The 20723-nt window shown below is 60.8% G+C and carries 21 protein-coding genes; 7 read left to right on the top strand and 14 right to left on the bottom strand.

The features are described 5' to 3' along the window. Nucleotides 1–76 precede the first annotated feature (76 nt). Complete coding sequence (zwf, locus tag FHX15_RS23900; protein WP_184400848.1) at nucleotides 77–1585, top strand: glucose-6-phosphate dehydrogenase; 1509 nt, start codon at nucleotides 77–79, stop codon at nucleotides 1583–1585. Between the two features lie 25 nt (nucleotides 1586–1610). On the opposite strand, the gene FHX15_RS23895 is transcribed toward zwf, so the two are convergent. From FHX15_RS23895 to FHX15_RS23885, 3 genes are all read right to left on the bottom strand, one after another. Continuing rightward, nucleotides 1611–1901, bottom strand: a complete 291-nt coding sequence (locus tag FHX15_RS23895; protein ID WP_184400847.1) for a hypothetical protein — start codon at nucleotides 1899–1901, stop codon at nucleotides 1611–1613. Nucleotides 1902–2141: 240 nt separating this feature from the next. Then, nucleotides 2142–3500, bottom strand: coding sequence for a metallophosphoesterase (locus FHX15_RS23890; protein WP_184400846.1), 1359 nt, complete (start codon nucleotides 3498–3500; stop codon nucleotides 2142–2144). Nucleotides 3501–3615: 115 nt separating this feature from the next. Then, complete coding sequence (locus FHX15_RS23885) at nucleotides 3616–4011, bottom strand: hypothetical protein (protein WP_184400845.1); 396 nt, start codon at nucleotides 4009–4011, stop codon at nucleotides 3616–3618. Between the two features lie 238 nt (nucleotides 4012–4249). Here FHX15_RS23885 and FHX15_RS23880 point away from each other — a divergent pair, with 238 nt between their 5' ends. After that, a complete protein-coding gene (locus FHX15_RS23880; protein ID WP_184400844.1) occupies nucleotides 4250–5797 on the top strand; it encodes a helicase HerA-like C-terminal domain-containing protein in 1548 nt (515 codons plus the stop codon). 6 nt (nucleotides 5798–5803) lie between these two features. On the opposite strand, the gene FHX15_RS23875 is transcribed toward FHX15_RS23880, so the two are convergent. The 3 genes from FHX15_RS23875 to FHX15_RS23865 form a co-directional block, all read right to left on the bottom strand. After that, nucleotides 5804–6106: an alkylphosphonate utilization protein gene (locus FHX15_RS23875; RefSeq protein ID WP_184400843.1), complete on the bottom strand. Its 303-nt coding sequence runs from the start codon at nucleotides 6104–6106 to the stop codon at nucleotides 5804–5806. Nucleotides 6107–6224: 118 nt separating this feature from the next. Next, on the bottom strand, nucleotides 6225–6728 hold the full coding sequence (locus tag FHX15_RS23870) for a GNAT family N-acetyltransferase (protein WP_184400842.1): 504 nt from the start codon (nucleotides 6726–6728) through the stop codon (nucleotides 6225–6227). A 116-nt stretch (nucleotides 6729–6844) separates the two neighbouring features. Next, complete coding sequence (locus FHX15_RS23865; RefSeq protein ID WP_184400904.1) at nucleotides 6845–7021, bottom strand: hypothetical protein; 177 nt, start codon at nucleotides 7019–7021, stop codon at nucleotides 6845–6847. Nucleotides 7022–7120: 99 nt separating this feature from the next. On the opposite strand from FHX15_RS23865, the gene FHX15_RS23860 reads away from it, so the two are divergent. Further along, the gene (locus FHX15_RS23860; protein WP_184400841.1) at nucleotides 7121–8644 is read left to right on the top strand and encodes an ABC-F family ATP-binding cassette domain-containing protein; all 1524 of its coding nucleotides are present in this window, start codon (nucleotides 7121–7123) and stop codon (nucleotides 8642–8644) included. Nucleotides 8645–8928: 284 nt separating this feature from the next. Here FHX15_RS23860 and FHX15_RS23855 read toward each other — a convergent pair whose 3' ends face one another. From FHX15_RS23855 to FHX15_RS23845, 3 genes are all read right to left on the bottom strand, one after another. Further along, on the bottom strand, nucleotides 8929–9705 hold the full coding sequence (locus tag FHX15_RS23855) for a VOC family protein (protein WP_184400840.1): 777 nt from the start codon (nucleotides 9703–9705) through the stop codon (nucleotides 8929–8931). A gap of 111 nt (nucleotides 9706–9816) precedes the next feature. After that, nucleotides 9817–10281, bottom strand: coding sequence for a DUF1579 domain-containing protein (locus tag FHX15_RS23850; RefSeq protein ID WP_184400839.1), 465 nt, complete (start codon nucleotides 10279–10281; stop codon nucleotides 9817–9819). 21 nt (nucleotides 10282–10302) lie between these two features. Beyond that, entirely contained in the window at nucleotides 10303–11031 is a 729-nt protein-coding gene (locus tag FHX15_RS23845) for a DUF899 domain-containing protein (RefSeq protein ID WP_184400901.1), read from the bottom strand. Between the two features lie 105 nt (nucleotides 11032–11136). On the opposite strand from FHX15_RS23845, the gene FHX15_RS23840 reads away from it, so the two are divergent. Further along, a complete protein-coding gene (locus FHX15_RS23840) occupies nucleotides 11137–11583 on the top strand; it encodes a MarR family winged helix-turn-helix transcriptional regulator (RefSeq protein ID WP_184400838.1) in 447 nt (148 codons plus the stop codon). Nucleotides 11584–11776: 193 nt separating this feature from the next. Here FHX15_RS23840 and FHX15_RS23835 read toward each other — a convergent pair whose 3' ends face one another. Next, the gene (locus FHX15_RS23835; protein WP_184400837.1) at nucleotides 11777–13321 is read right to left on the bottom strand and encodes an acid phosphatase; all 1545 of its coding nucleotides are present in this window, start codon (nucleotides 13319–13321) and stop codon (nucleotides 11777–11779) included. A gap of 210 nt (nucleotides 13322–13531) precedes the next feature. Here FHX15_RS23835 and FHX15_RS23830 point away from each other — a divergent pair, with 210 nt between their 5' ends. Beyond that, nucleotides 13532–14830, top strand: a complete 1299-nt coding sequence (locus tag FHX15_RS23830; protein ID WP_184400836.1) for a cytochrome-c peroxidase — start codon at nucleotides 13532–13534, stop codon at nucleotides 14828–14830. Nucleotides 14831–14881: 51 nt separating this feature from the next. Here the strand turns inward: FHX15_RS23830 and FHX15_RS23825 are convergent, their stop codons facing one another. Next, nucleotides 14882–15304, bottom strand: coding sequence for an organic hydroperoxide resistance protein (locus tag FHX15_RS23825; protein WP_007818814.1), 423 nt, complete (start codon nucleotides 15302–15304; stop codon nucleotides 14882–14884). 128 nt (nucleotides 15305–15432) lie between these two features. On the opposite strand from FHX15_RS23825, the gene FHX15_RS23820 reads away from it, so the two are divergent. Then, nucleotides 15433–15909, top strand: coding sequence for a MarR family winged helix-turn-helix transcriptional regulator (locus FHX15_RS23820; RefSeq protein WP_184400835.1), 477 nt, complete (start codon nucleotides 15433–15435; stop codon nucleotides 15907–15909). A 60-nt stretch (nucleotides 15910–15969) separates the two neighbouring features. On the opposite strand, the gene FHX15_RS23815 is transcribed toward FHX15_RS23820, so the two are convergent. Further along, nucleotides 15970–17370, bottom strand: coding sequence for an MFS transporter (locus tag FHX15_RS23815; protein WP_184400834.1), 1401 nt, complete (start codon nucleotides 17368–17370; stop codon nucleotides 15970–15972). A gap of 122 nt (nucleotides 17371–17492) precedes the next feature. Here FHX15_RS23815 and FHX15_RS23810 point away from each other — a divergent pair, with 122 nt between their 5' ends. Continuing rightward, complete coding sequence (locus tag FHX15_RS23810) at nucleotides 17493–18455, top strand: LysR substrate-binding domain-containing protein (protein WP_184400833.1); 963 nt, start codon at nucleotides 17493–17495, stop codon at nucleotides 18453–18455. A 357-nt stretch (nucleotides 18456–18812) separates the two neighbouring features. On the opposite strand, the gene FHX15_RS23805 is transcribed toward FHX15_RS23810, so the two are convergent. Then, nucleotides 18813–19538: a L,D-transpeptidase gene (locus FHX15_RS23805; RefSeq protein ID WP_184400832.1), complete on the bottom strand. Its 726-nt coding sequence runs from the start codon at nucleotides 19536–19538 to the stop codon at nucleotides 18813–18815. A gap of 276 nt (nucleotides 19539–19814) precedes the next feature. Further along, complete coding sequence (locus FHX15_RS23800; protein ID WP_184400831.1) at nucleotides 19815–20627, bottom strand: L,D-transpeptidase; 813 nt, start codon at nucleotides 20625–20627, stop codon at nucleotides 19815–19817. Nucleotides 20628–20723: the final 96 nt, after the last annotated feature.

The following is a 20723-nucleotide window of genomic DNA, read 5'->3' as shown; positions in this document are numbered from 1 at the left end:
TTGAGCTGCAAGGTGCTTGCGGCGAAACCGGAGCGCTTTATATTCGGCCGGAAGATTTAAGCTGGAGATGACACGCATGGACGCCCACCCCACCCCGCCCGTCACTCTCGTCATCTTCGGCGCCACCGGCGACCTGACACGGCGATTGCTGGTTCCCGCCATTATCAATCTTACGCGCAGCGGCCTCGTCGGAGGGGACCTGCATATTCTTGGCGTCGGCATCGAGCCCGGCGACGACGAATTCCTGCGTGAACGGCTGGATGATTTCCTCAGCCACATCAGCGGCAAGGAAGAAACGATGAAGGACGGCGCCTGGGAGAACCTGCGCTCGCGCATCTCCTACCTGCAGGGCGACTTTACCAAGGACGATATCTTCCTCGAAATCGGCCAGCGCCTCGGCACGACCTGCAATGCAGCCTTCTATCTCGCCGTGCCGCCGAGCTTCTTCGGCCCGATCGTCGAGAAGCTTGCCGATCTCGGGCTGATGGATGAAAGCGGTGGCTGTTTCCGCCGCGTGGCAATCGAAAAGCCCTTCGGCACCGATCTCGAGTCTGCGAAGGCTCTCAATGCGCGCATCCTTGCCCGCGTGAAGGAGAGCCAAGTCTACCGGCTGGACCACTTCCTCGGCAAGGAAACGGTGCAGAACCTGATGACGGCGCGTTTTGCCAATATGATGATCGAGTCGCTGTGGAACAGCCGCTATATCGATCATGTGCAGATCACGGCCTCCGAGACCGTCGATGTCGGCACGCGCGGCAAGTTCTACGATGCGACGGGTGCGCTGCGCGACATGATCCCCAACCATCTCTTCCAGCTTCTGGCGATGATCGCCATGGAGCCGCCGAACAGCTTCGACGCGGAGGCGATCCGCAACGAGAAGAGCAAGGTGCTGAAGGCGCTGCGTATCTATACGGCGGAGGAAGCCAAAGCGAATGGCGTGCGCGGCGCCTATAGCGCCGGTACGCTCAATGGCACCGACCTGCCTGCCTATCGCGATACGAAGGATGTTTCCCCCACCAGCAAAACAGAGACCTTTGTGGCGCTGAAGCTCTATGCCGATACCTGGCGGTGGGCGGGCGTTCCCTTCTATCTGCGCACCGGGAAGGCGATGACGGCGCGCGATACGGAAATCGTCATCACCTTCCAGCCGGTGCCCTTTGCGCAGTTCCGCGAAACTGGAGCCAACCGCCGCTTGCCACCGAACAAGCTGGTCATCCAGGTGCAGCCCGATGAGGGCATGAGCATGGAGATTTCCATCAAGTCGCCGGGACAATCCGTCGATACCGTGCCGGTCGCGCTGGATTTCCGCTATGCCGACAAGTTCGATATCAGCAAGACGACCGGTTACGAATCGCTGCTCTATGATCTCTTCATCGGCGACCAGACGCTCTTCCAGCGCGCCGACGGCATCGAGGCTGGCTGGGAAGCGGTGCAGCCTTTCCTGGACGAATGGGCAAAGGATGACCGGATACCGGATCCTTATGCTCCAGGCACAATGGGACCGGCCTGCGCCGACGAGCTGATCCAGCGCGACGGCCGCCAATGGCACGAACTGGGCGTGCTTCTACGCAGGAGCGGCAAATAGCCGTTCCTGTTTACTAATCAGATAGTCAGCGGCAGGCGGCTGGCAGCGTGTGGTCACGCACGGCCGTGCGATATGCGCGTGTGCCATGCTTTGGGCAGGGAGTCCGTTCGGGTGGAACGACGACGGTGACATTTTCGGTTTCGCCCGTGTCGAGCGGAATGGAGATACCGCCGCCGCTTGCGTTGGCGTCGGGCACCGTGCCGGGCGGCATGCCGCCGAAACGGCCGGTATAATCCATATCACCGAGGGTCTGGGCAAAGACCGGAGCGGCGAAACCGAGGAGAATGATCGAGGCTGCTGCAACGACCCTGGGCATGACCATATTCCTTCTTATCTGGCCGATATGAAACGAGATTTCGGAGCGCATAGTTCCAGCCGATCCGGCCGTCGGTGAAAAAATCCGGCACCATCTAATCTAGGGAAGGTCGGTACGGATTTCCATCCGGCGACGGGTGCAACCGGATGGATTGATCAGCGCTCAGAAAGCGATCGAGGCCCAGGACCACCATCATTATCGACCCGAGCGGGCGAAAATGCTCTCGGAACTGCCCAGTTTTCAGCCTGCAATACTTAGCCTCAGGCTCTCGCCCGCAAACGGCCGATCGCCTTCACCTTTCTGACCATGGCCGACGCTCCAACGAAACGGCCAGACAAGGCGATCAAGCCCCGTCGAGGCGATTGCCTCGAAGGATGACCAGGCCTCGGTGCCTGTCCGCCGCCAGAGCACGCCGCCAGGGCCCATACCGCCATGCAGAAGGATGTGAAGATCGAAATCCTCGCCCGGCGGCAGATCGGGACCGAAGAAATAGTAAGGACTGCGACCGGGATCGCGGCCGAGGACGAGCGTCAGTCGCTGCTCTTTGCCGCGCAGGCCGAGCCATAAGGGTGCCAGTCCTTCATCGGCGAAAGCCGAGAAGATCGTCTGCGACGCGGCACAGGCATCCGGTGCCATCCGGCCGCTCAGGCGGAGTTCGATGATCCGGTCCGGGCTCATCGGACCCAACCAGAAAGCGTCGCTCACGCCATGGGCAAGGCTGTGCCATTTATGCTCGCTCGCAAGAGCAGGAGGCCATTGCAGGCGTTCGCGCGCAACGCCTTCCATATCAAGAACCTGATAGCGCAGGCCCTCCTCATCGAGAGCGGCCTGGATGCAATGGAGATATTCGACGCCCTCGGGCATTCTGTGCGCGGTTCCCGCCCCTGCGGTGCAGATTTGCAGCAGGCCGCGATGAACCTGCACATCGAAAGCCAGGATATGGCTACAACAATACGCAAAGACGCCGGCCCCTGCGAGAATATCCCAGAAACGCTCAGCATATTCATGGCCGATCTCGCGCTGATAGGTGCCGGCGTAGCCATTTACCGGAAAGACCGGGTGATGGCCGAGCACCAGCTTATAGCGGGCATCGGCGTGCGCCTTCAGCGTCGCTTCCAGCCACTCCGTCTCGACATGGCCTTCCCCGCCGAGACCGCTCCAGAGCGTATGGACGAAAACGATAAGCAGATCGCCGCGGCGTACCCAATAGGTCAGACCCTCTTGCCCCGCCGGTCCGTTTGCCGGAAGGGCAAGCACGTCACGGAACACGGCCTCGCTCATCTCGTCATAGGTCGTGTGGTTGCCGGTCGTGTGCCACATCGGAATGTTGGCCCGGTCGAGCCAGGCCATCTCCACATCGAGCCAGTGCCGCCACTGGGCGCGCAGCGAGGCTTCATCCGCCATCAGACCGACGATCTCGTCGCCGGGAAAGAGGATGAACTGCGGTTGCGGCTCGAGCCTGCGCAGGACGGCGTTGACGGACGCGAAGGTTCGCTCGTGCAGGGCGCCGGCAACACCCGAGCAGGAGTCGCCGTAGAGCACGAATTGATGGCCGCCAGACTTCGGCAGCAGCGCCTTGATCGGAGATGTGTCGGTCATGAAACACCCGGAAAAGAACGAGGAAATGTTCAAAAAACAAAAACCCCGAAAGTTCACGGCAAACTTTCGGGGGTCGTTCAACGATGCCCGGGGCTTATTGAAGCGATGGATCGCGTCAGACGAACTGGCTGAGGCCGGGAACGGAAGCGACGACCTGATCCACCACTTCCTCGCCCGCATATTCCTTGGCAATCGCGATGGTTTCCTTGGCAAGCGAGGTGATCTCGCCCATGCCGAGGCCTTCGCTCATCAGCTGCTGGCCGAGGCCCATGATGCCGCCGCCACCAAGTGCACTCATGAGGCCGCCGAGCAATCCGCCGCTACCGCCAGAACCTTCGCCATTGAACTGGGCGACGAGTTCGGTGGCGCCGGGGATCTTCTCGATCATTTCGGCGACCGGGCCATCGGCCGCTTCCCGCTGCAGGAAGCCGAGCATCATGCCGAGCGCCTTTTCGGCCAGTTCGGGCGCAATGCCCACGCGATTGGCGATTTCAGTCACAATCTCATTCATCGTCTGCCTCCTATTTTGACGTTAACGTCAACGTAATGGAATCGAAGCGGCAACTCAAGCGGCTCTCTCCAAGGTCTCCGCTCCTGCTTTCCCTTTTAACGCAGACAGTTGTCCGTCTTCCGTCGCCTGCTTATAACAGAGAAACGATATTTGCATGACTGTGCGGAAAGAGCATCCCGCATATATGGACCGCAAACCTGTAATTGGGCGGCAGCATCGACCGAGGGAGACATTCTACATGCTCGAGGACGGCAAGATTTTCATCGGCGCAAGCCGCAATCCCGACGACAGCATCAACAAGGGCGAATATCTCGACCTCAAATTCGGCAACCGCCACGGGCTCGTGACCGGCGCCACCGGTACCGGCAAGACGGTGACGCTGCAGGTGCTGGCAGAGGGATTTGCGAGAGCCGGCGTGCCGGTTTTCGCCGCCGACATCAAGGGCGATCTCTCCGGCATCGCCGCCAAGGGCGAGCCGAAGGATTTTCTGACCAAGCGCGCCGAGCAGATCGGCTTTGACGATTACGAATTCGAGCAGTTCCCGGTCATCTTCTGGGACCTCTTCGGTGAGAAAGGTCACCGGGTGCGCACGACCGTCGCCGAGATGGGACCGCTGTTGCTCGCCCGCCTGATGGATGCCTCCGAGCCGCAGGAAGGCGTTATCAACATCGCCTTCAAGATCGCCGACAAGGCGGGCCTGCCGCTGCTCGACCTCAAGGATTTCACCGCACTGCTGAACTATATGGGCGAGAACGCATCTGAGCTTTCCAGCCAGTTCGGCCTGATTTCCAGGGCTTCCGTCGGCTCAATCCAGCGGGCGCTGCTGGTGCTCGAACAGCAGGGCGCGGAACATTTCTTCGGCGAACCGGCGCTCAAAATTTCAGACATCATGCGCACGTCGAACAATGGCTACGGGCAGATCTCCGTGCTTGCCGCCGATAAGCTGATGATGAATCCGCGCCTTTACGCCACCTTCCTGCTATGGCTGCTTTCCGAGCTCTTCGAGGAACTGCCTGAGGTCGGCGATCCTGACAAGCCGAAGCTCGTCTTCTTCTTCGACGAGGCGCATCTGCTCTTCAACGATGCGCCGAAGGTGCTGATCGAACGCGTTGAACAGGTCGTTCGCCTTATCCGTTCCAAGGGTGTGGGCGTCTATTTCGTCACGCAAAACCCGCTCGACGTGCCGGAAACGGTGCTCGCCCAGCTCGGCAACCGCCTGCAGCATGCGCTGCGCGCCTATTCGCCGCGCGAGCAGAAGGCGGTGAAGACGGCCGCCGATACGTTCCGCCCCAACCCTGCCTTCGATTGCGCCACCGTCATCACCACTCTCGGCACCGGCGAGGCGCTAGTCTCGACGCTGGAAGCCAAGGGCGCGCCATCGATCGTCGAGCGCACGCTGATCCGTCCCCCGTCCGCCCGTGTCGGGCCGGTCACGGATGCTGAGCGCCAGCAGATCATGGCCCGCAGCCCTGTCCTCGGCGTTTATGACGATGATGTCGACCGTGAATCCGCCTTCGAGATGCTGGCGGCCCGCGCCCAGAAGGCCGCCGATTCCGACGCCGCCAAGCGGGCGCAGGAACAAGCACCGCAGGAGGGCAACACCACGTCAGGCTGGACCCTGCCCGGCTTTGGCGGCAACGATGACGACAAGGCCCAGCCGCGCGGCCGTTCCGGATATCAGCGTGAAACGGTCATGGAAGCGGCGATGAAGAGTGTCGCGCGCACGGTGGCGACCCAGGTCGGCCGAGCGCTGGTGCGGGGCATCTTAGGAAGCCTGAAGCGGTAAGCCGCCTTAGCGCTTGCGAACAAATTCCGTGCGCAGGACGAGGCCCTTGATCGTATCGTGGCGGCAGTCGATCTCTTCCGGATTGTCCGTCAGGCGGATCGAGCGGATGACCGTACCCTGCTTCAGGGTCTGGTTGGCGCCCTTGACCTTCAGGTCCTTGACGAGCGTAACAGAATCACCGTCCTTCAACACATTTCCCGAGGCATCGCGAACCTCGGACGCGGCCTGTGCGGCTGCCGCCATTTCGGAGGCCGGGCGCCATTCGCCTGTCACCTCGTCATAAACATATTCGTCGTCACCACCCGCCATTGTACTCGCCCTCGATCAGGAATTGTCTCAGTCTGTCGACAGCCGCTTATAAGATCACACCGTGCTGCGCAACCGAGCGGCAACTGGCGGGCGTAACACGTCAGGAATCCAGGTGAGATCAAAGAGGCCGCGACATGAAGACTTCGGTGTGACTGATTTCGGCTGGAACCTCATGAAAAGGCGGGCAATGGACGAAGCCGAAGGCTTCGTAAAGGGAGACTGCGCTTTTCAGATAGGCGGCGGTATTGACGAGCATAGTGGACCGTCTGCTTCTTTTCGCCTCATCGAACACCCTTTGCATCAGCAGATTACCGATGCCCCGGCCGCGAAAGGTGGGGTCCACGTAGAACTTGTGGATCTCCATCGCATCCCCCTCGAACGGCGCAAGCGCGATGCAGCCGGCCGGCGCGCCTTCCCATCTGGCGAGAAACATCATCGCGTCGTCGGAGTCGTATTTCCGAGCGAGGCTTTCGTGCGTTTCGCCATGGAAAAGCGCCATGACAGTCTCTGCAGGGATGCCATGGTCGCGTCCGAGTTCCACGTCCAGCGCGCCGAGCGCCTCGCAGAAACCGGCGATGATGATGAAATCCTCTGTGCTAGCTGCCCTGGAAAGAGAAATCATCCCTCGCCCCCGATCCGGATGATGATGGTTGTTCATAGCATTTGCCTGCGTCCGGCGCCACCGCGATCCCTGTCCGCAATCCCTTGTCTGCGGCGGCAAGCAATGGTATTTCAATCCTACACTTGAGAAAGAAAGGAGGGCTGCGCGTGAATATCTATTTCCGGCATCATCGCCAGCGTGGCCCAGTCAACGCCCTGCAGATGCGTTTGCAGGGCTGACCAGAGGCCGTTTCTCAAAATCTCTTCCTGGTCTGCCCCTTGTGGCATTGCTGCGCCTGAACGTTCAGCGTCCAAGCTGTATGCATTTTCCAATCCGCAAGGCATAGCGCACTTTTCCGTCGATGGCTGGAGCCCCGGACAAGTGCGTTCGCCTGGCAAGACCAGGATCAGATCATGACCCTCATCAATATCCGCAATCTCGGCATCGTTCTGTCCGCGCCGCTGTTTTCGAAGCTCAACCTCGTCGTCAATGCCGGTGACCGTATCGGCCTCGTAGCGGCAAACGGGCGTGGCAAATCCACCCTGCTCAGGCTCATGACAGGGGCGCTGGCGCCGACCGAAGGCGAGATCACCAGGGCGCGCGGGCTCACTATCGGCCATGTGGAGCAGAACGTGCCGTCAGCGCTCCTCGACGCCACATTCCGGGACGCCATCCTGCACGCACTTCCTCCCGACCAGGCCGACAGCGAAAGCTGGCGTGCGGATGTGGTACTGGAATCGCTCGAAGTGCCCGAGGCGCTGCGCGAGCGGCCGCTTCAGCAGCTTAGCGGCGGCTGGCAACGGCTGGCGTTGATTGCCCGCACATGGGTGAACGAACCCGATGTGCTGCTGCTCGACGAGCCGACCAACCATCTCGATCTTGAAAAGATCGCGCAGCTCGAAAACTGGCTGAACATGCTGCCGCGCGATACGCCCGTCATCATCTCCAGCCACGACCGCGCCTTTCTCGATGCGACAACCAACCGGACGCTCTTCCTGCGTCCGCAGCAATCGCTGGTCTTTTCTCTGCCCTACAGCCGAGCGCGCGCCGCCCTCGACGAGGCGGACGCGTCAGACGCGCGGCGCTATGAGAAGGACATGAAGACGGTCGAGCAGCTTCGCAAGCAGGCGGCAAAGCTCAACAATATCGGCATCAATTCGGGCAGCGACCTGTTGGTGGTCAAAACGAAGCAGCTGAAGCAGCGCGCGGAGAAGCTGGAAGAGGCTGCCAAGCCCGCGCATCTGGAGCGGTCAGCGGGCGCAATCCGCCTTGCCAATCGCGGCACGCATGCCAAGGTTCTGGTGACGCTCGAGGATGCGGAGGTCGTAACACCTGACGGCACCCTGCTTTTTCGCACGGGAAAGCAGTTCATTTGTCAGGGCGACCGCATCGTGCTGCTCGGCCTCAACGGCGCCGGCAAGTCGCGGCTCGTCTCCATGCTGAGAACAGCAATCGCCGAGCCCGAAACGGCAAAGGCTGGCATCAAGGCCACGCCATCACTGGTGCTCGGCTATGGCGACCAATTGCTTGCCGATCTCAGTGATGCCGACACGCCGTTGCAGACGATCATCCGTCGCTTCGATGTCGGCGACCAGCGGGCGCGCTCGCTGCTCGCCGGCGCCGGCATGACGATCGAGATGCAGGGCAAGCCGGTGAAGCTGCTCTCCGGCGGGCAAAAAGCGCGGCTCGGCATGCTGGTGCTCAGGCTGACGCAGCCGAATTTCTACCTACTCGACGAGCCTACCAACCATCTCGACATCGAGGGGCAGGAGGCGCTGGAAAGCGAGCTGATGGCGCATGAGGCGAGCTGCCTGCTCGTCTCCCACGATCGCAGCTTCGTGCGCGCCGTCGGCAACCGCTTCTGGCTGATCGAGCGGAAGAAGCTGGTGGAGGTTGAGAGCCCGGAAGGGTTCTTTGCAAGTGTAGGGGCTGGGTAATGGGAGCTTGCGGACTAGAGTTCGTCTTCCGGCGTGCCATGTAGCCCCTTCTTCCGACCCTTCGGGCCACCTTCTCCCCGCTGGGGAGAAGGCAAGAATGCGAGGGCTCAGCAGAGTCCCTTCTCCCCAGCGGGGGTCCGAAGGACGGGTCGAGACCCGTGGCTCGACCCCCGGTCAGATGCCGGCAGGCAGATGAGGGGCCACGCGGCACACAATCAAAATCTTCGTTCCTGCCCTTTCAGGAACGCAGAAGCGCGACATGCATGCGCACCCTATTCTGCGGCCTACCGCTTGCCCGCCGAGAGGCAGAAATAGGCGCCTTGCGGATCCACCGCCTGACAGACCCAGCCGCCGGGGACTTCCATGGGACCGTTGACGACCTTGCCGCCGCCGGCATTGACCCGTTCGATGGCGGCATCGAGCGCCGGCACGGTGAAATAGTAGGACCAGAAGGCCATGCCGACTTCGGGCGGGCGGGTCATCATGCCGCCGGTCTGCTTTCCGTGTTCGGCGAAGATATGGTAGACACCCATCGGCCCCATGTCGAAGTCGTGATCCTTCGTCCAGCCGAAGAGCCTGGAATAGAAATCGAAGGCTTTGGCGCCATCATTGGCATAGAGCTCGCGCCAGGCGACATGGCCGGGCGTGTCGGAAGGCAAGTCCGGCGGCGGATTTTCCATCGGCACCGTCGTCATGATGCAAAGTACAGCTCCGTCAGGATCGGCCACGACCGCAAAGCGGCCGATGCCCGGAATATCTGCCGGCTGGCGGCGGACGGTGCCGCCATTTGCGGCGAAGTCGCGCGCTGACTGATCGACGTCGTCGACTGCGACATAACCGGTCCAGTTCGGCGGAATCCCCTGACCTTCCAGCTCTGCCGGGAAGGGCATCATACCGGCGACCCTAACGCCGTTTGCCTCAAAAATGGTGTATTCCGGCTGGTCTGCCGCGGGCATCTTGCTCGACGTCCAGCCGACGACGGAGCCATAAAATTTCGCCGCCGCATCCGGATCCGGCGTCATCAGTTCGCACCATATGAACTTGCCATGCGTATTGGACATCGTGTCCTCCTCGGTCCACGCTTGAGTTCTGTCTCTCTGCTATTACGCAATTCCGGACGCAAAATCGCTCTCGCGCTTTTGCCGGAATTCCTTTGATATGCCCCGGCGATTTCAGCCGTGGCGGGTATATTTGATTTCCATGAACTGCTTCCAGGCGCCGTCAGCTTCCTTGACGCTCGATGTGAAGGTTCTGGCGTTGTCGCCGAGGAAGGTGATCTGCTCGCGATAGTCGGCAAGGCCGTCGCCTTCGAAGGCCGGTCCCCGGGTGTAGAGCGAAAGGACGTTGCCCGAGGGCTCGACCTCGCCCTCGTAGGTCCACATGTAGTCCATCATCGAGCCGATCCAGCTGCCGACATACTTGCCCTTGCTCGAATCATAGCCGAGGGTGAGCATTGTGGTGGCGTGCTTACCATCCGTCATCTCACCACTGCCTTCGGCAACGAACCAGATTCCTTGCAGGGAGCGCACGGTCTCCTGCCAAGGCTTGTCGCCGGTCATGTCTGAAGCGGCGACGGTCCAGTGGCCGACCATTCTCTCCAGGAAGGCATGCTCCTTCAGCACCTCTGCGGTCTTCATCTTCCTCTCCTCAGGGCGATGTCAGTGGCAGCAGGACGAGGCCTGGGGCGCTTCCTCATATTCATCGTGGCGCTTGACGAAATCCATGGTCGTGTCTTCATTGCGACCTTTGGGGGCATGATCCAGGATCATCAGCGTACCGAGGATTTCTTCCGCGCCTCGGGCATAGCTCGAATAGGTATGAAATACTTCGCCCTTGTCATTTTTATAAAAGGCGGAAAGTCCCGGCAGTTCGTCGTTGGCGTCAGAGGGCGCTATCGGAGAGAAATTGTAGAAGACCTTATCTTTGGCAAGGTCCTCAGGCGTGAAAGATACGTGATAATCGAAGTTGAAATCACTGCCGAAGGACGAAACCCAGGGGAATTTCCAACCCATGCGCTTCTTGTAAGCCTCGATCTTGGCGAGCGGCGCGCGGGCGACGGCAACAAGGGTAACGTCGTGGTGATTGAGGTGAGGCAGCGTGCCGTCCAGATGATCGGCGAGGAACGAGCAGCCCGGGCAGCCGGCTTCCCATTCAGGGCCGAACATGAAGTGATAAACCATGAGCTGGCTGCGGCCATCGAAAAGGTCGGCGAGCGATTTCGGCCCCTGCGGCGTATCGAAGGTGTAGTCCTTGTCCACTTTCACCCATGGCAAAGCCATGCGCTCGGCATTTACCTTGTCTCTGAGATGGGTCGCCTCTTTCTCTCTCAAGAGCAAAGCTCGGCGGGCCTCAAGCCATTCTTCGCGGGAAACGACGGGATTTTGAATCACCTTGTTCAACATGGTCTGCGCCCTCCTCCAGCGCGGCCGGTTTTTTCCGGCGGGCAGTCTCCTCTTCTTGACTAAATACATTGATATCAATAGAAATAGACCATGTCAAACGTGATCACGATTCCTTTTTCTACGACGCTTCTGGTGCGGGATACCTGCCTGTGCCTGCACGTGCAGCGGGCCGCCCGTGCACTCGCAAGGCTGTTCGACGATGCGCTACGGCCCGTCGGTCTTACCAACGGCCAATTCTCCCTGCTGATGTCCTTGAACCGGCCGGAGCCGCCACCGATGGGACCGGTCGCAAACCTTCTTGCTATGGACCAGACGACGCTGACGGCGGCACTCAAGCCGTTGCAGCGAAAACGATATGTCGATGTGGTTCCAAACCCTAAGGACCGGCGCGGCCGGCTGCTCCGCCTGACGGATGACGGGCGAGCAGTGCTGCAAAAGGCGCTGCCGATATGGGAAAGCACGCATGCCGCTCTGGAGGCGAAATTGCCAGAGGGCAATGGGGATCGCCTGAGGGGCGACCTGAAATACCTGGCATGATCATAAGAAGCCGGTTTGTACACTCGATAAAATAGCGAAAAACCCTATTGACTTAGCGTGTGCTCGAAGCCGTCGCTTCTGCGGTCGGAGATCGCTACAGAGAGGCGATGATGTGCGGGCTGAACGGATAAAGTTCAACAAGCAGCAAGTCTTCTCCCCATTGCCTGGGGAGAAGACTTGCATGTCCTGACGATCAGCGCGTCAGGTCGAGGGCGGTCGTCAGATTGCCCATCGGCGGCTCGTTGTTGAGCATGAGCGCCTTGTCGCGGGCGAGCAGGCCGGGCAGAACCGGCAGATCGTAGCGGGCGGTGATCAGGCGCAGGATCGAAGTTGTGTCGTACTGCGTATGATCGACCATGCCGCCCCTGGCGTAGGGCGAGATGATGAAAGCGGGAACGCGGTTGCCCGGACCCCAGCGGTCGGCCTTCGGCGGCGCGACGTGATCCCAGAAGCCACCGTTTTCGTCATAGGTGACGACCACGAGCATGTGGCCCCATTGCGGGCTTTTTTCGAGGTGCGAGATCACATCGGCAAGATGCTGGTCACCGCTCGAAATATCGGCGTAGCCGCCATGTTCGTTGAGGTTGCCCTGCGGCTTATAGAAGGCAACGGCCGGCAGCTTGCCGTCATCGATATCCTTGATGAACACTTCGCCACCAAGGCCGCCATCCTTCAGATGCTCGGCGCGGGCGGGCGTGCCCGGCGCGAAATTGGCAAAGTAGTTGAAAGGCTGGTGGTGGAACTGGAAGTTCGGCACCGGCGTGGCATTCTTGCCATTAAGGGCAGCCTGCCACGCACCACTATACCATGCCCAGGTGACCCCCTTCAGCGACAGGAGATCGCCGATTGTGATCTCGTGCTGCGGCGGCAGGGTGTTCGGTTGCGAGGGGTCGGCATAGGCGGCATCGCCGTCCTTGGCCGGGGCGTTGGCGCTCGGCTGGTAGGGCGGCTGCATCGTATTGACGGCGTAGAAATCAGGCGTGAGGTTACCGTCGGATACGAATTTCGGCGCGCCTTCGAGAGCCGATTTCGGGTTGTTGTCGGCAGGCGTCAGCGAGATGCCGTCAGCATCGACTTTGGCGATGGTAGGCTTGGCAGGGCTCTTGTCCGCGTCCGCATAGTAGGGCGCACAGGCGCAGATCAGCTGGAAATGGTTGAAGAAGGAGCCGCCGAAGCCGCCCTGGAAGAAATTGTCGGCAAGCACGTACTTCTTGGCGACCTGCCACATGGGCAGGATAGAGCCGTCATAATGGCCCATGACCAGGCTGCCGGAATCGGCCCAGGCGACGAATTTGTCGTTCTTGCCGCCATCGATCTGCATCTGCTCCTGGTAGAAGCGGTGCCAAAGGTCGCGGGTGATAACATTCGCGGCCTGCGCAAAACCTTTGGGATCATCGATGGAGAAGACGGCGTTGGGCAGATGAGCGGACTGCGCCTCTGTGATGGCAGGCGTAACGCCCTTGCCCGTCAGGCCGCCCCAGGCCGGCGGCAGTTCGGCGAGCGGCGCGCCGTCACGATCGAGCTGGCGAGCCTGGCTTTCGCTGACATTGGAAAGACCGTTGGCGCCCGGGAAGCTGCCATAGAGGTTATCGAAACTGCGGTTTTCGGCGTAGATAACGACGATATTCTGGATCTTGTCCATGCCGGCGGGTGCGGCAGGGGCGGCCGCGGCTGACATCAGCGGCAGCAGGGCCGAGCCGGCCAGCGAGAGATTGCGGAGGAGATTCAGTCTGGTCATCGCGGGAAACCTCATGGCTAAGGGGGCGTGGCTAGAGGAGCTCTCGGCGGGAACAAAGAGCCAAGCGCAAGCGCGACGCTATTCCCGGCGTCTATCAACTTTGTGACATCTGACGGATTGCCGCAATAGTTGGTGAGTGCGCGTCATCAATCTGTTGCACTCAGGTTCGATCATGGGATCGGGCAATGTTAACCCATTGGAATCCTTGGTATGACTATAAAGAACTTCTGGCTCCTGCGATCCGGTCTGGCGCTCGGTTTGGCGGCGGCTGTGCTCGGTTATAGCCTTCTGTCCCTGCGGCAAAGCAGCGCGGCCGTCAGCGGTGGCGTACATCCCGGTCCGATGTCGCGCACGGAAGCCTATGCTCGCGCCGAGGCCCTGACGGAGCTCGGCCGCAAGATGTTCTTGGATGCCTCGCTGTCCGCCTCCGGCGTGCAGGCCTGCGCCTCTTGCCACGATCCGAATCATGGGTTTGCGCCAGCTTCCGCAAAGCCGGTCGAAATGGGCGGGCCGCATATGGATCAGCCGGGACTGCGTGCCGTGCCGACGCTGCGCTATCTGCAGGCCATACCCTCCTTCACCGAGCATTTCTACGATTCCGAGGATGAAGGCGACGAGAGCGTCGATAACGGGCCAACCGGCGGCCTGACCTGGGACGGGCGCGTGGACCACGGCTACGACCAGGCGAAGATTCCGCTGCTATCGCCTTTCGAAATGGGCAACAAGGACGAGGCGCAGGTCGTCGCCTCGCTCAGCAAGAGCGCCTATGCCGGTGATTTCAGGGAGATTTTCGGCCAGGATATCTTCGGCAACACCAAGGACGCCTTCCAGGGTGCGGTTGAGGCGCTTAGCACGTTCGAACAGAGCGGCGCGGACTTCTATCCCTATTCCAGCCGTTACGATGCCTTCCTTGCCGGCAAGGGCACTCTGACGGCGCAGGAACTGCATGGGCGCGAACTTTTCGAAGATCCCACCAAAGGGAACTGTTCGAGCTGTCATCTGAGCGAGCCCGCCAATGACGGCGAGCCGCCGCAATTTTCCGACTTCGGCTTCCTGGGGCTCGCGGCGCCGCGCAATATGGCAATCCCGGCCAATAGCGATCCTGATTATCATGATCTCGGTCTTTGTGGTCCGCAACGGACGGATTTCAAGGACCGATCGGACTATTGCGGCCTGTTTCGCACGCCGACGCTGCGCAATGTGGCGCTGAAGAAGAGCTTCTTCCACAACGGCTACTTCCATTCGCTGCGCGACGTCGTTTCCTTCTACGCGACACGCGACAGCGATCCGGGCCGCTGGTATCCGAAGAACGCGGACGGCACGATCCGGAAATATGACGATGTTCCGCAAGCCTATTGGGGCAATCTCAACCAGGATCCTCCATTCGGCCGCAAGCCCGGCGACCCGCCGGCGCTGACGGAATCGGAAATCGACGACATCGTTGCGTTCCTCGGCACGTTGACAGATGCGGACCAACTGCCGCGTCCGACGCAGGAGGCAGCGCATTAAAAGGGCCGGAGCGATGCCCCAGCCCTACTTCAGCAATACTGCAAAAATCGATCAGGCAACCGTGACCGGAACTTCGGTCGAGGTGCGCATAGCGTGGCTGTAGGGGCAAACGATGTGGGCTGCCGCTGCAAGCTTTTCGGCGGTTTCACGGTCGACGCCCGGAATATTGACGGTCAGCGCGACTTCGATACCGAAGCCACCGCCATCTTCACGCGGGCCGATGCCGACGGTTGCAGAAACCGTGGTTTCCTCAGGAATCTTGACCTTTTCCTTGCCGGCCACAAATTTCAGAGCACCGAGGAAGCAGGCCGAATAACCGGCCGCAAAGAGCTGTTCGGGATTGGTGCCGGTTGCGCCGTCGCCGCCGAGTTCCTTCGGCACGGTCAGCGTGACGTCGAGGACACCATTTTCAGAAACGGCGCGGCCTGCGCGGCCGCCGGTAGCGGAAGCTTTGGTCGTATAGAGAATAGGCATGACAATCTCCTTTGGTTGGCCCCGTTCGCTCGGGTTGCATTTTTAATAGTGCCAAATTAAATTGTACGCAAGTGAATTTTGCAAATTGCATTCGGAATTTGAAAAGAGGACAATGAAGAGCTCTAGGGATGGCAGCGATGAAAGCGAGAACGGCGAAAGTGATGGAGATACCGGAAGAGGAAAAGCGGCTGGAGAAGCAGCTCTGCTTCGCGGTTTACGCGACGGCGCATGCCTTTACCCGCGCCTATAAGCCCATACTCGACAAGGTGGGCCTCACTTATCCGCAGTATATCGTCATGCTGGTGCTTTGGGAAAAAGCCGAACTGCCGGTCAAGACGATCGGCGAGCAGCTCGATCTCGATTCCGGCACTCTTTCGCCTCTCCTCAAGCGGCTGGAGCAGAGCGGCCTCATCAAGCGCACCCGCGATTCCCGCGACGAGCGGCAAGTCATCGTGTCATTGACGCCGAAAGGTCAGGCGATGAAAGGCGAGGTCAATACGATCATGTCTTCGATCGGAGAGGCAATCGGCTGTACGCTGGAAGAAATGGCCGCGATGCGCGACATGCTGACCCGGCTCAGGGGAAATCTGAACGCAAGCATATAGGCCGAGACTGAGCAGTGATTCAAAGAGGAGGCCCGCGCCACCCGGCGCGGGCAATTTGCATTATTCCGCCGCCTGATAGGCCTGCGGGCGAAGCGTTACGCTCTTCGGGCCGACAGCGGCAAGCAAGGTGATCAGGATCGCCAGAAGCGCCACGAAGACGATACCGCCGACATAGGGATCCCAGCCGAACTGCGGGGCTGCAGCGAAGATCGCGGAAGCGGCCGCAAGCACGATGCCGCCACCGATCTGGAAGGAGGCGAAGAGCAGGCCGGAGGCAAGGCCAGACTTGTCTTCTTCGACATCGGAGAGCGCGGCAACCTGGATTGCCGGATAGGTCATGGCATAGCCGACGCCAAGCGGAATCTGGTTGAGAGCAACCAGGACGATCGGATCGATATGGCCGACAAGAGCAACCCAGAGGATATAGCTCGTCGCCTGCAGCCCGACACCAACCGCCATGAGGCCCGTCGTGCCGCGGTTCTGCGCCACAGTGGCAAAACGCGGTGCAAGGAACATGACGCAGACGCCGCCGAAGGCGAAGCAGAAGCCGGTGGCGAAGGCCGACCAGCCGATAACGTCCTGATAGTAAAGCGTCGCGATGAACTGGAAGCCGACATAGGCCCCCTGGAACAGCGCGGCAATCGCATTGGCATGACTGAGCTTTGCCCTGCGAAAGATATGCAGCGGCACCATGGGATCGGCATGGCGGGATTCCACGATCAGGAAGAGTGCGATCAGCACCACGGAGGCGACGAGCGAACCCCAGGTGAAAAAGTCATGCCAGCCGGCCGCCGCGGCATTGGTGATGCCGAAGACGAAGAGCAACAGGCCAGGCGTGATTGTGAGCGCGCCGGCCCAGTCGAAGTGCTTGCGTCCCTCGCTGCGACGTTCGTCCGCAGGCAGGACGAAGGGAGCGATGGCGAGGGTGAGGATTGCGACCGGCGCGCCCATGACGAGGGTCGCCCGCCAGCTGAAGATAGTGGCCGCACCGCCGAGCACCATGCCGAGCACGAAGCCGGTGGCACCCGTCGAGGCGAAGACACCGAGCGCCTTGGCCCTTTTCTCGCCCTCGCCGAAGACGGAGAGCAGCAGGGCGAGTGCGGCCGGTGCGGTGAAGGCGGCAGCAATACCCTTCACCAGACGGGCGGCGATCAGCGTCGGGCCGCTATCGACGAAACCGCCGGCAATGCTGGCGGCCGCAAAGATGCCGAGCGACCAGAGGAAGACGCGCCGGTGGCCGAAGAGGTCGGCGACACGGCCGCCGAGCAGCAGGAAGCCGCCATAGCCCAGCACATAGGCGCTGACGGCCCATTGAAGCGAGGTTGCCGGCATACCAAGTTCGGTCTGGATCGCAGGGAGCGCGACCCCGATGGTGGAAACATCCATGGCGTCAAGGAAGTTCGCAGCGCAGAGCAGCAGCAACGCCAGGCCGGCTCCGCGTGGAGATGGGGAATTGGTCATCGATCTCAGTTCCTTCTTTGCTGCCGCCTTCGCCGGGAGGCTGGCTGACGGCAGGAACGAGAAAATGTACAGCTTCAAACCCTATTGCAAATTGATAGTAGCCATGTCAGGTATTACTCATAATGATGAATGATGCCGTCCTTCGCAAAATCGATCTGAACCTCCTGCTCGCCTTTTCGGTGCTGATGCAGGAGCGTAACGTCAGCCGCGCGGCCGAAAGACTGCTGCTCGGCCAGCCCGGCCTTTCAGCCGCGCTCAAGCGGCTGCGCGAGGCGCTCGACGATGAGCTGTTCGTGCGCGTCGGCCGCGGCCTGCAGCCAACGGCGCGGGCGCTCGCCATCGCACCGGCGATCGAGGATGCGCTATCAGGCATCGAACGGGCGATCCGCCCGCCCAGAGGCTTCGATCCCTCGACCTGGCAAGGCGAATTCCGTGTCGGCATGTGCGACAACCTGGAAACCGCCTTCTTCGGCCCTCTGATTGCACGGCTGCGCCAGCTTGCGCCGGGCGCGCGGCTCGTCGGCATTGCTGCCGACAAGCGCGATGCGGCGCAGATGCTCGATGACGGTGCTTTCGAATTCAACATCTCCGTTCATGGCGAACCGGCCTCCTGGCATATCCGCATGCCGCTGTTCGAGCAGTGCTCGATCGCCATTTATGACCCGCAGCAATTGAAGCTGAAGCCGCCGATCAGCGTCGAGGATTTTATCGCCGCACCGCATATCGCCATCTCCTTTGTCAGTAGTGCGACGACGGCGGTCGATGCTGCGCTCGACAAGGTGGGCTTAAGCCGTAACGTGGTGGCAACGGTGCCCCGCTATTCGGCGGTGCCGCCGGCGCTGAGAGCCATGCCGTCGATTGCCATCGTACCGGAATCGCTAGGACGCTGCATGGCGCAGCTCCACAATCTTGAGGTCTCGATGCCGCCGATCGAACTGCCGGCCGATCCGGTGTCGATGTTGTATCGGCGGGTGGACAGGGCGGACGAGCGGGCGTCGTGGTTTCGGCGGTTGTTTATAGAAGTGGCGGACGCGGCGCTGCTTGCTTCCGGGTGCAAGGCTGGGATTCGCGCCGAGGCGGCTTGAGGAGAGCCAGTATGTTGGCGGTGGTTGAGGGTGGACCATGCTGGCCAGAGACTCTCGTCATGCTCGGGCCTGTCCCGAGCACTGCCCTGGTTAGATCCTCGGCACGAGGCCGAGGATGACGTCGAATGCAGAGCGTAGATCGACAAAAACAAACCGCCCATTCCGGGCGGCTTGTTTCTCGGGTTAGGCATCACTCCGGCCCTGCGCTTGCGCTTCGGGCGCTCGTCGTTACAATCGATTCATTGGATCGATTGTTGCCGCTACGCGGCACCTCTCCAGCCCTTCGCTTGGGCTCAGGGCGTTCGTCACTGCAATCGATTCGCTGGATCGATTGCTCGGGCTTCGCCCGACCGTTCCTCACTGCCAAACAACGATGGGTGTCTTGTTCGGAACGCGATCGTAGAGGTCGATGATGTCCTGGTTGAGCAGGCGCACGCAGCCCGACGAAACTGCCTTGCCAATGGAGCGCCATTCAGGATTACCGTGCAGGCGATAGAGCGTGTCTTCGCCATTCGAGAAGATGTAGAGCGCGCGCGCACCGAGCGGGTTCAAGAGGCCGGGCTCCATGCCGCCGCGATCGATCGAATATTTCGCGAGCTCCGGCTGACGGGCGACCATCTCGTTCGGCGGCTTCCAGCGCGGCCATTTCTGCTTCCACTGGATGACGCCGCTGCCCGACCATGCGAAACCTTCGCGGCCAATGCCGACGCCGTAGCGCATCGCCATGCCACCAGGCTCGACGAGATAGAGGAAGCGCGAGGGCGTATCGACGACGATGGTGCCGGGCGGCTCGCCCGTCGGGTCTACGACCTGCTGGCGATAGTAGCGCGGATCGATCTGCTGATAGGGAACGGCGGGGATGAGGAAACCGCCATCTTCAATCGGGCCGTACATGACGGCAAGTTCTGCTTCGCTGGGCACGCTCGTCGTTTGGAACGGGCGGAAAGGCGAACGGTAGCTGATCGACATGCTGCCATTTTCGACCGTATTCGAAGTAGAGGCACAGCCTGCCAGCGCGGAAGCCGCTGTCAGAGCGGTAAAGGAAAGAAAGCGACGACGGGAGAGGGATGTATCGAGGCTCATGACGCGGTACTGATTTCCTTCGTGATGCGGGGCTCGCCATAAACGCAGCTTGCCCCCGATTCGTCCAATGCCGATATCGACAACAGCGCCGCGCGTCTTCAAACGCGCAAAAGACGCTATAGCACTTTAAATTGCTGCATAATTTTATCCTCAAAGCGATTCCGGTTTAAGGAATCATGCAGCAGGAAAAATCTATCGGCTTATGCTGAATAAACCATAGCATCACGCAGACGTGTCCGGCTCAGGGAAGACGATCTCGCCAGTCCTGTTGCAGCCCTACATCACAACGATCTCGGACTTGGCAGGTACGCGGTCATAGAGATCGATCACATCCTGATTGAGCATTCGGACACAGCCGGAAGAGACAGGCTTGCCGACGGACTGCCAGTCGGGCGTACCGTGGATGCGATAGAGCGTGTCCTGACCGTTCTTGAAAATATACATGGCGCGAGCACCGAGCGGATTCTGGAGGCCGGGATTCATGCCGCCGTTTTCCGCAGAAAAAGACCGGACTTCCGGCTGGCGCGACACCATTTCGGCGGGCGGCGTCCAGCGTGGCCACTTCTGCTTCCACTGAATGACGCCACGGCCCTTCCAGGCGTAACCTTCGCGGCCGAGGCCGACGCCATAGCGCATCGCCCTGCCATTGCCTTCGACGAAATAGAGGAAGCGGTCCTTGGTATCGACGACAACAGTGCCGGGACGCTCATTGGTCTGATAATCGACCTCCTGACGCAGATATTGCGGCTGGATCCGGCTGGCGGGGATCGCCGGCAGCGTAAAGTCGCCATCCTTGACCTGGCCGTACCTGTCCATATCGAGGCGCAGCGGATTGCTGACCGGCAGACCGTAAGTCTGGTGGAACTGTGTCTTGTAGAGTTCGCGCGTCTGAGGCACCGGCTGATCGGGGATCGGCTTGACGCGACGCGGGTCGACACCCGGCGGCTCGTAGAAGACCGGCGAAGTTTCCAGCACGAAGCGCGCCGGAGAATCAGCTGCGACATCCGGAACGAGGATATTGCAGCTGCTGAGCGTCATTGCAGCAGCCGCGAGCCCGGCAAAGGGCAAAGCCCGGTGCAGAAAATTCATGAAACCACCCTCATCAGCGATCGTCGAACGGCATTAGCTGTCCACAGGATGACACACGCGGCTGGCGCGAGGCTGGTGACGGAGGTCAAATGACCC

The organism is Rhizobium sp. BK650 (assembly GCF_014195325.1).
In the GTDB taxonomy this organism is placed as follows: domain Bacteria; phylum Pseudomonadota; class Alphaproteobacteria; order Rhizobiales; family Rhizobiaceae; genus Rhizobium.
Note: the sequence above shows the minus strand (reverse complement) of the source record. Positions and strands in the feature narration are given on the sequence as shown.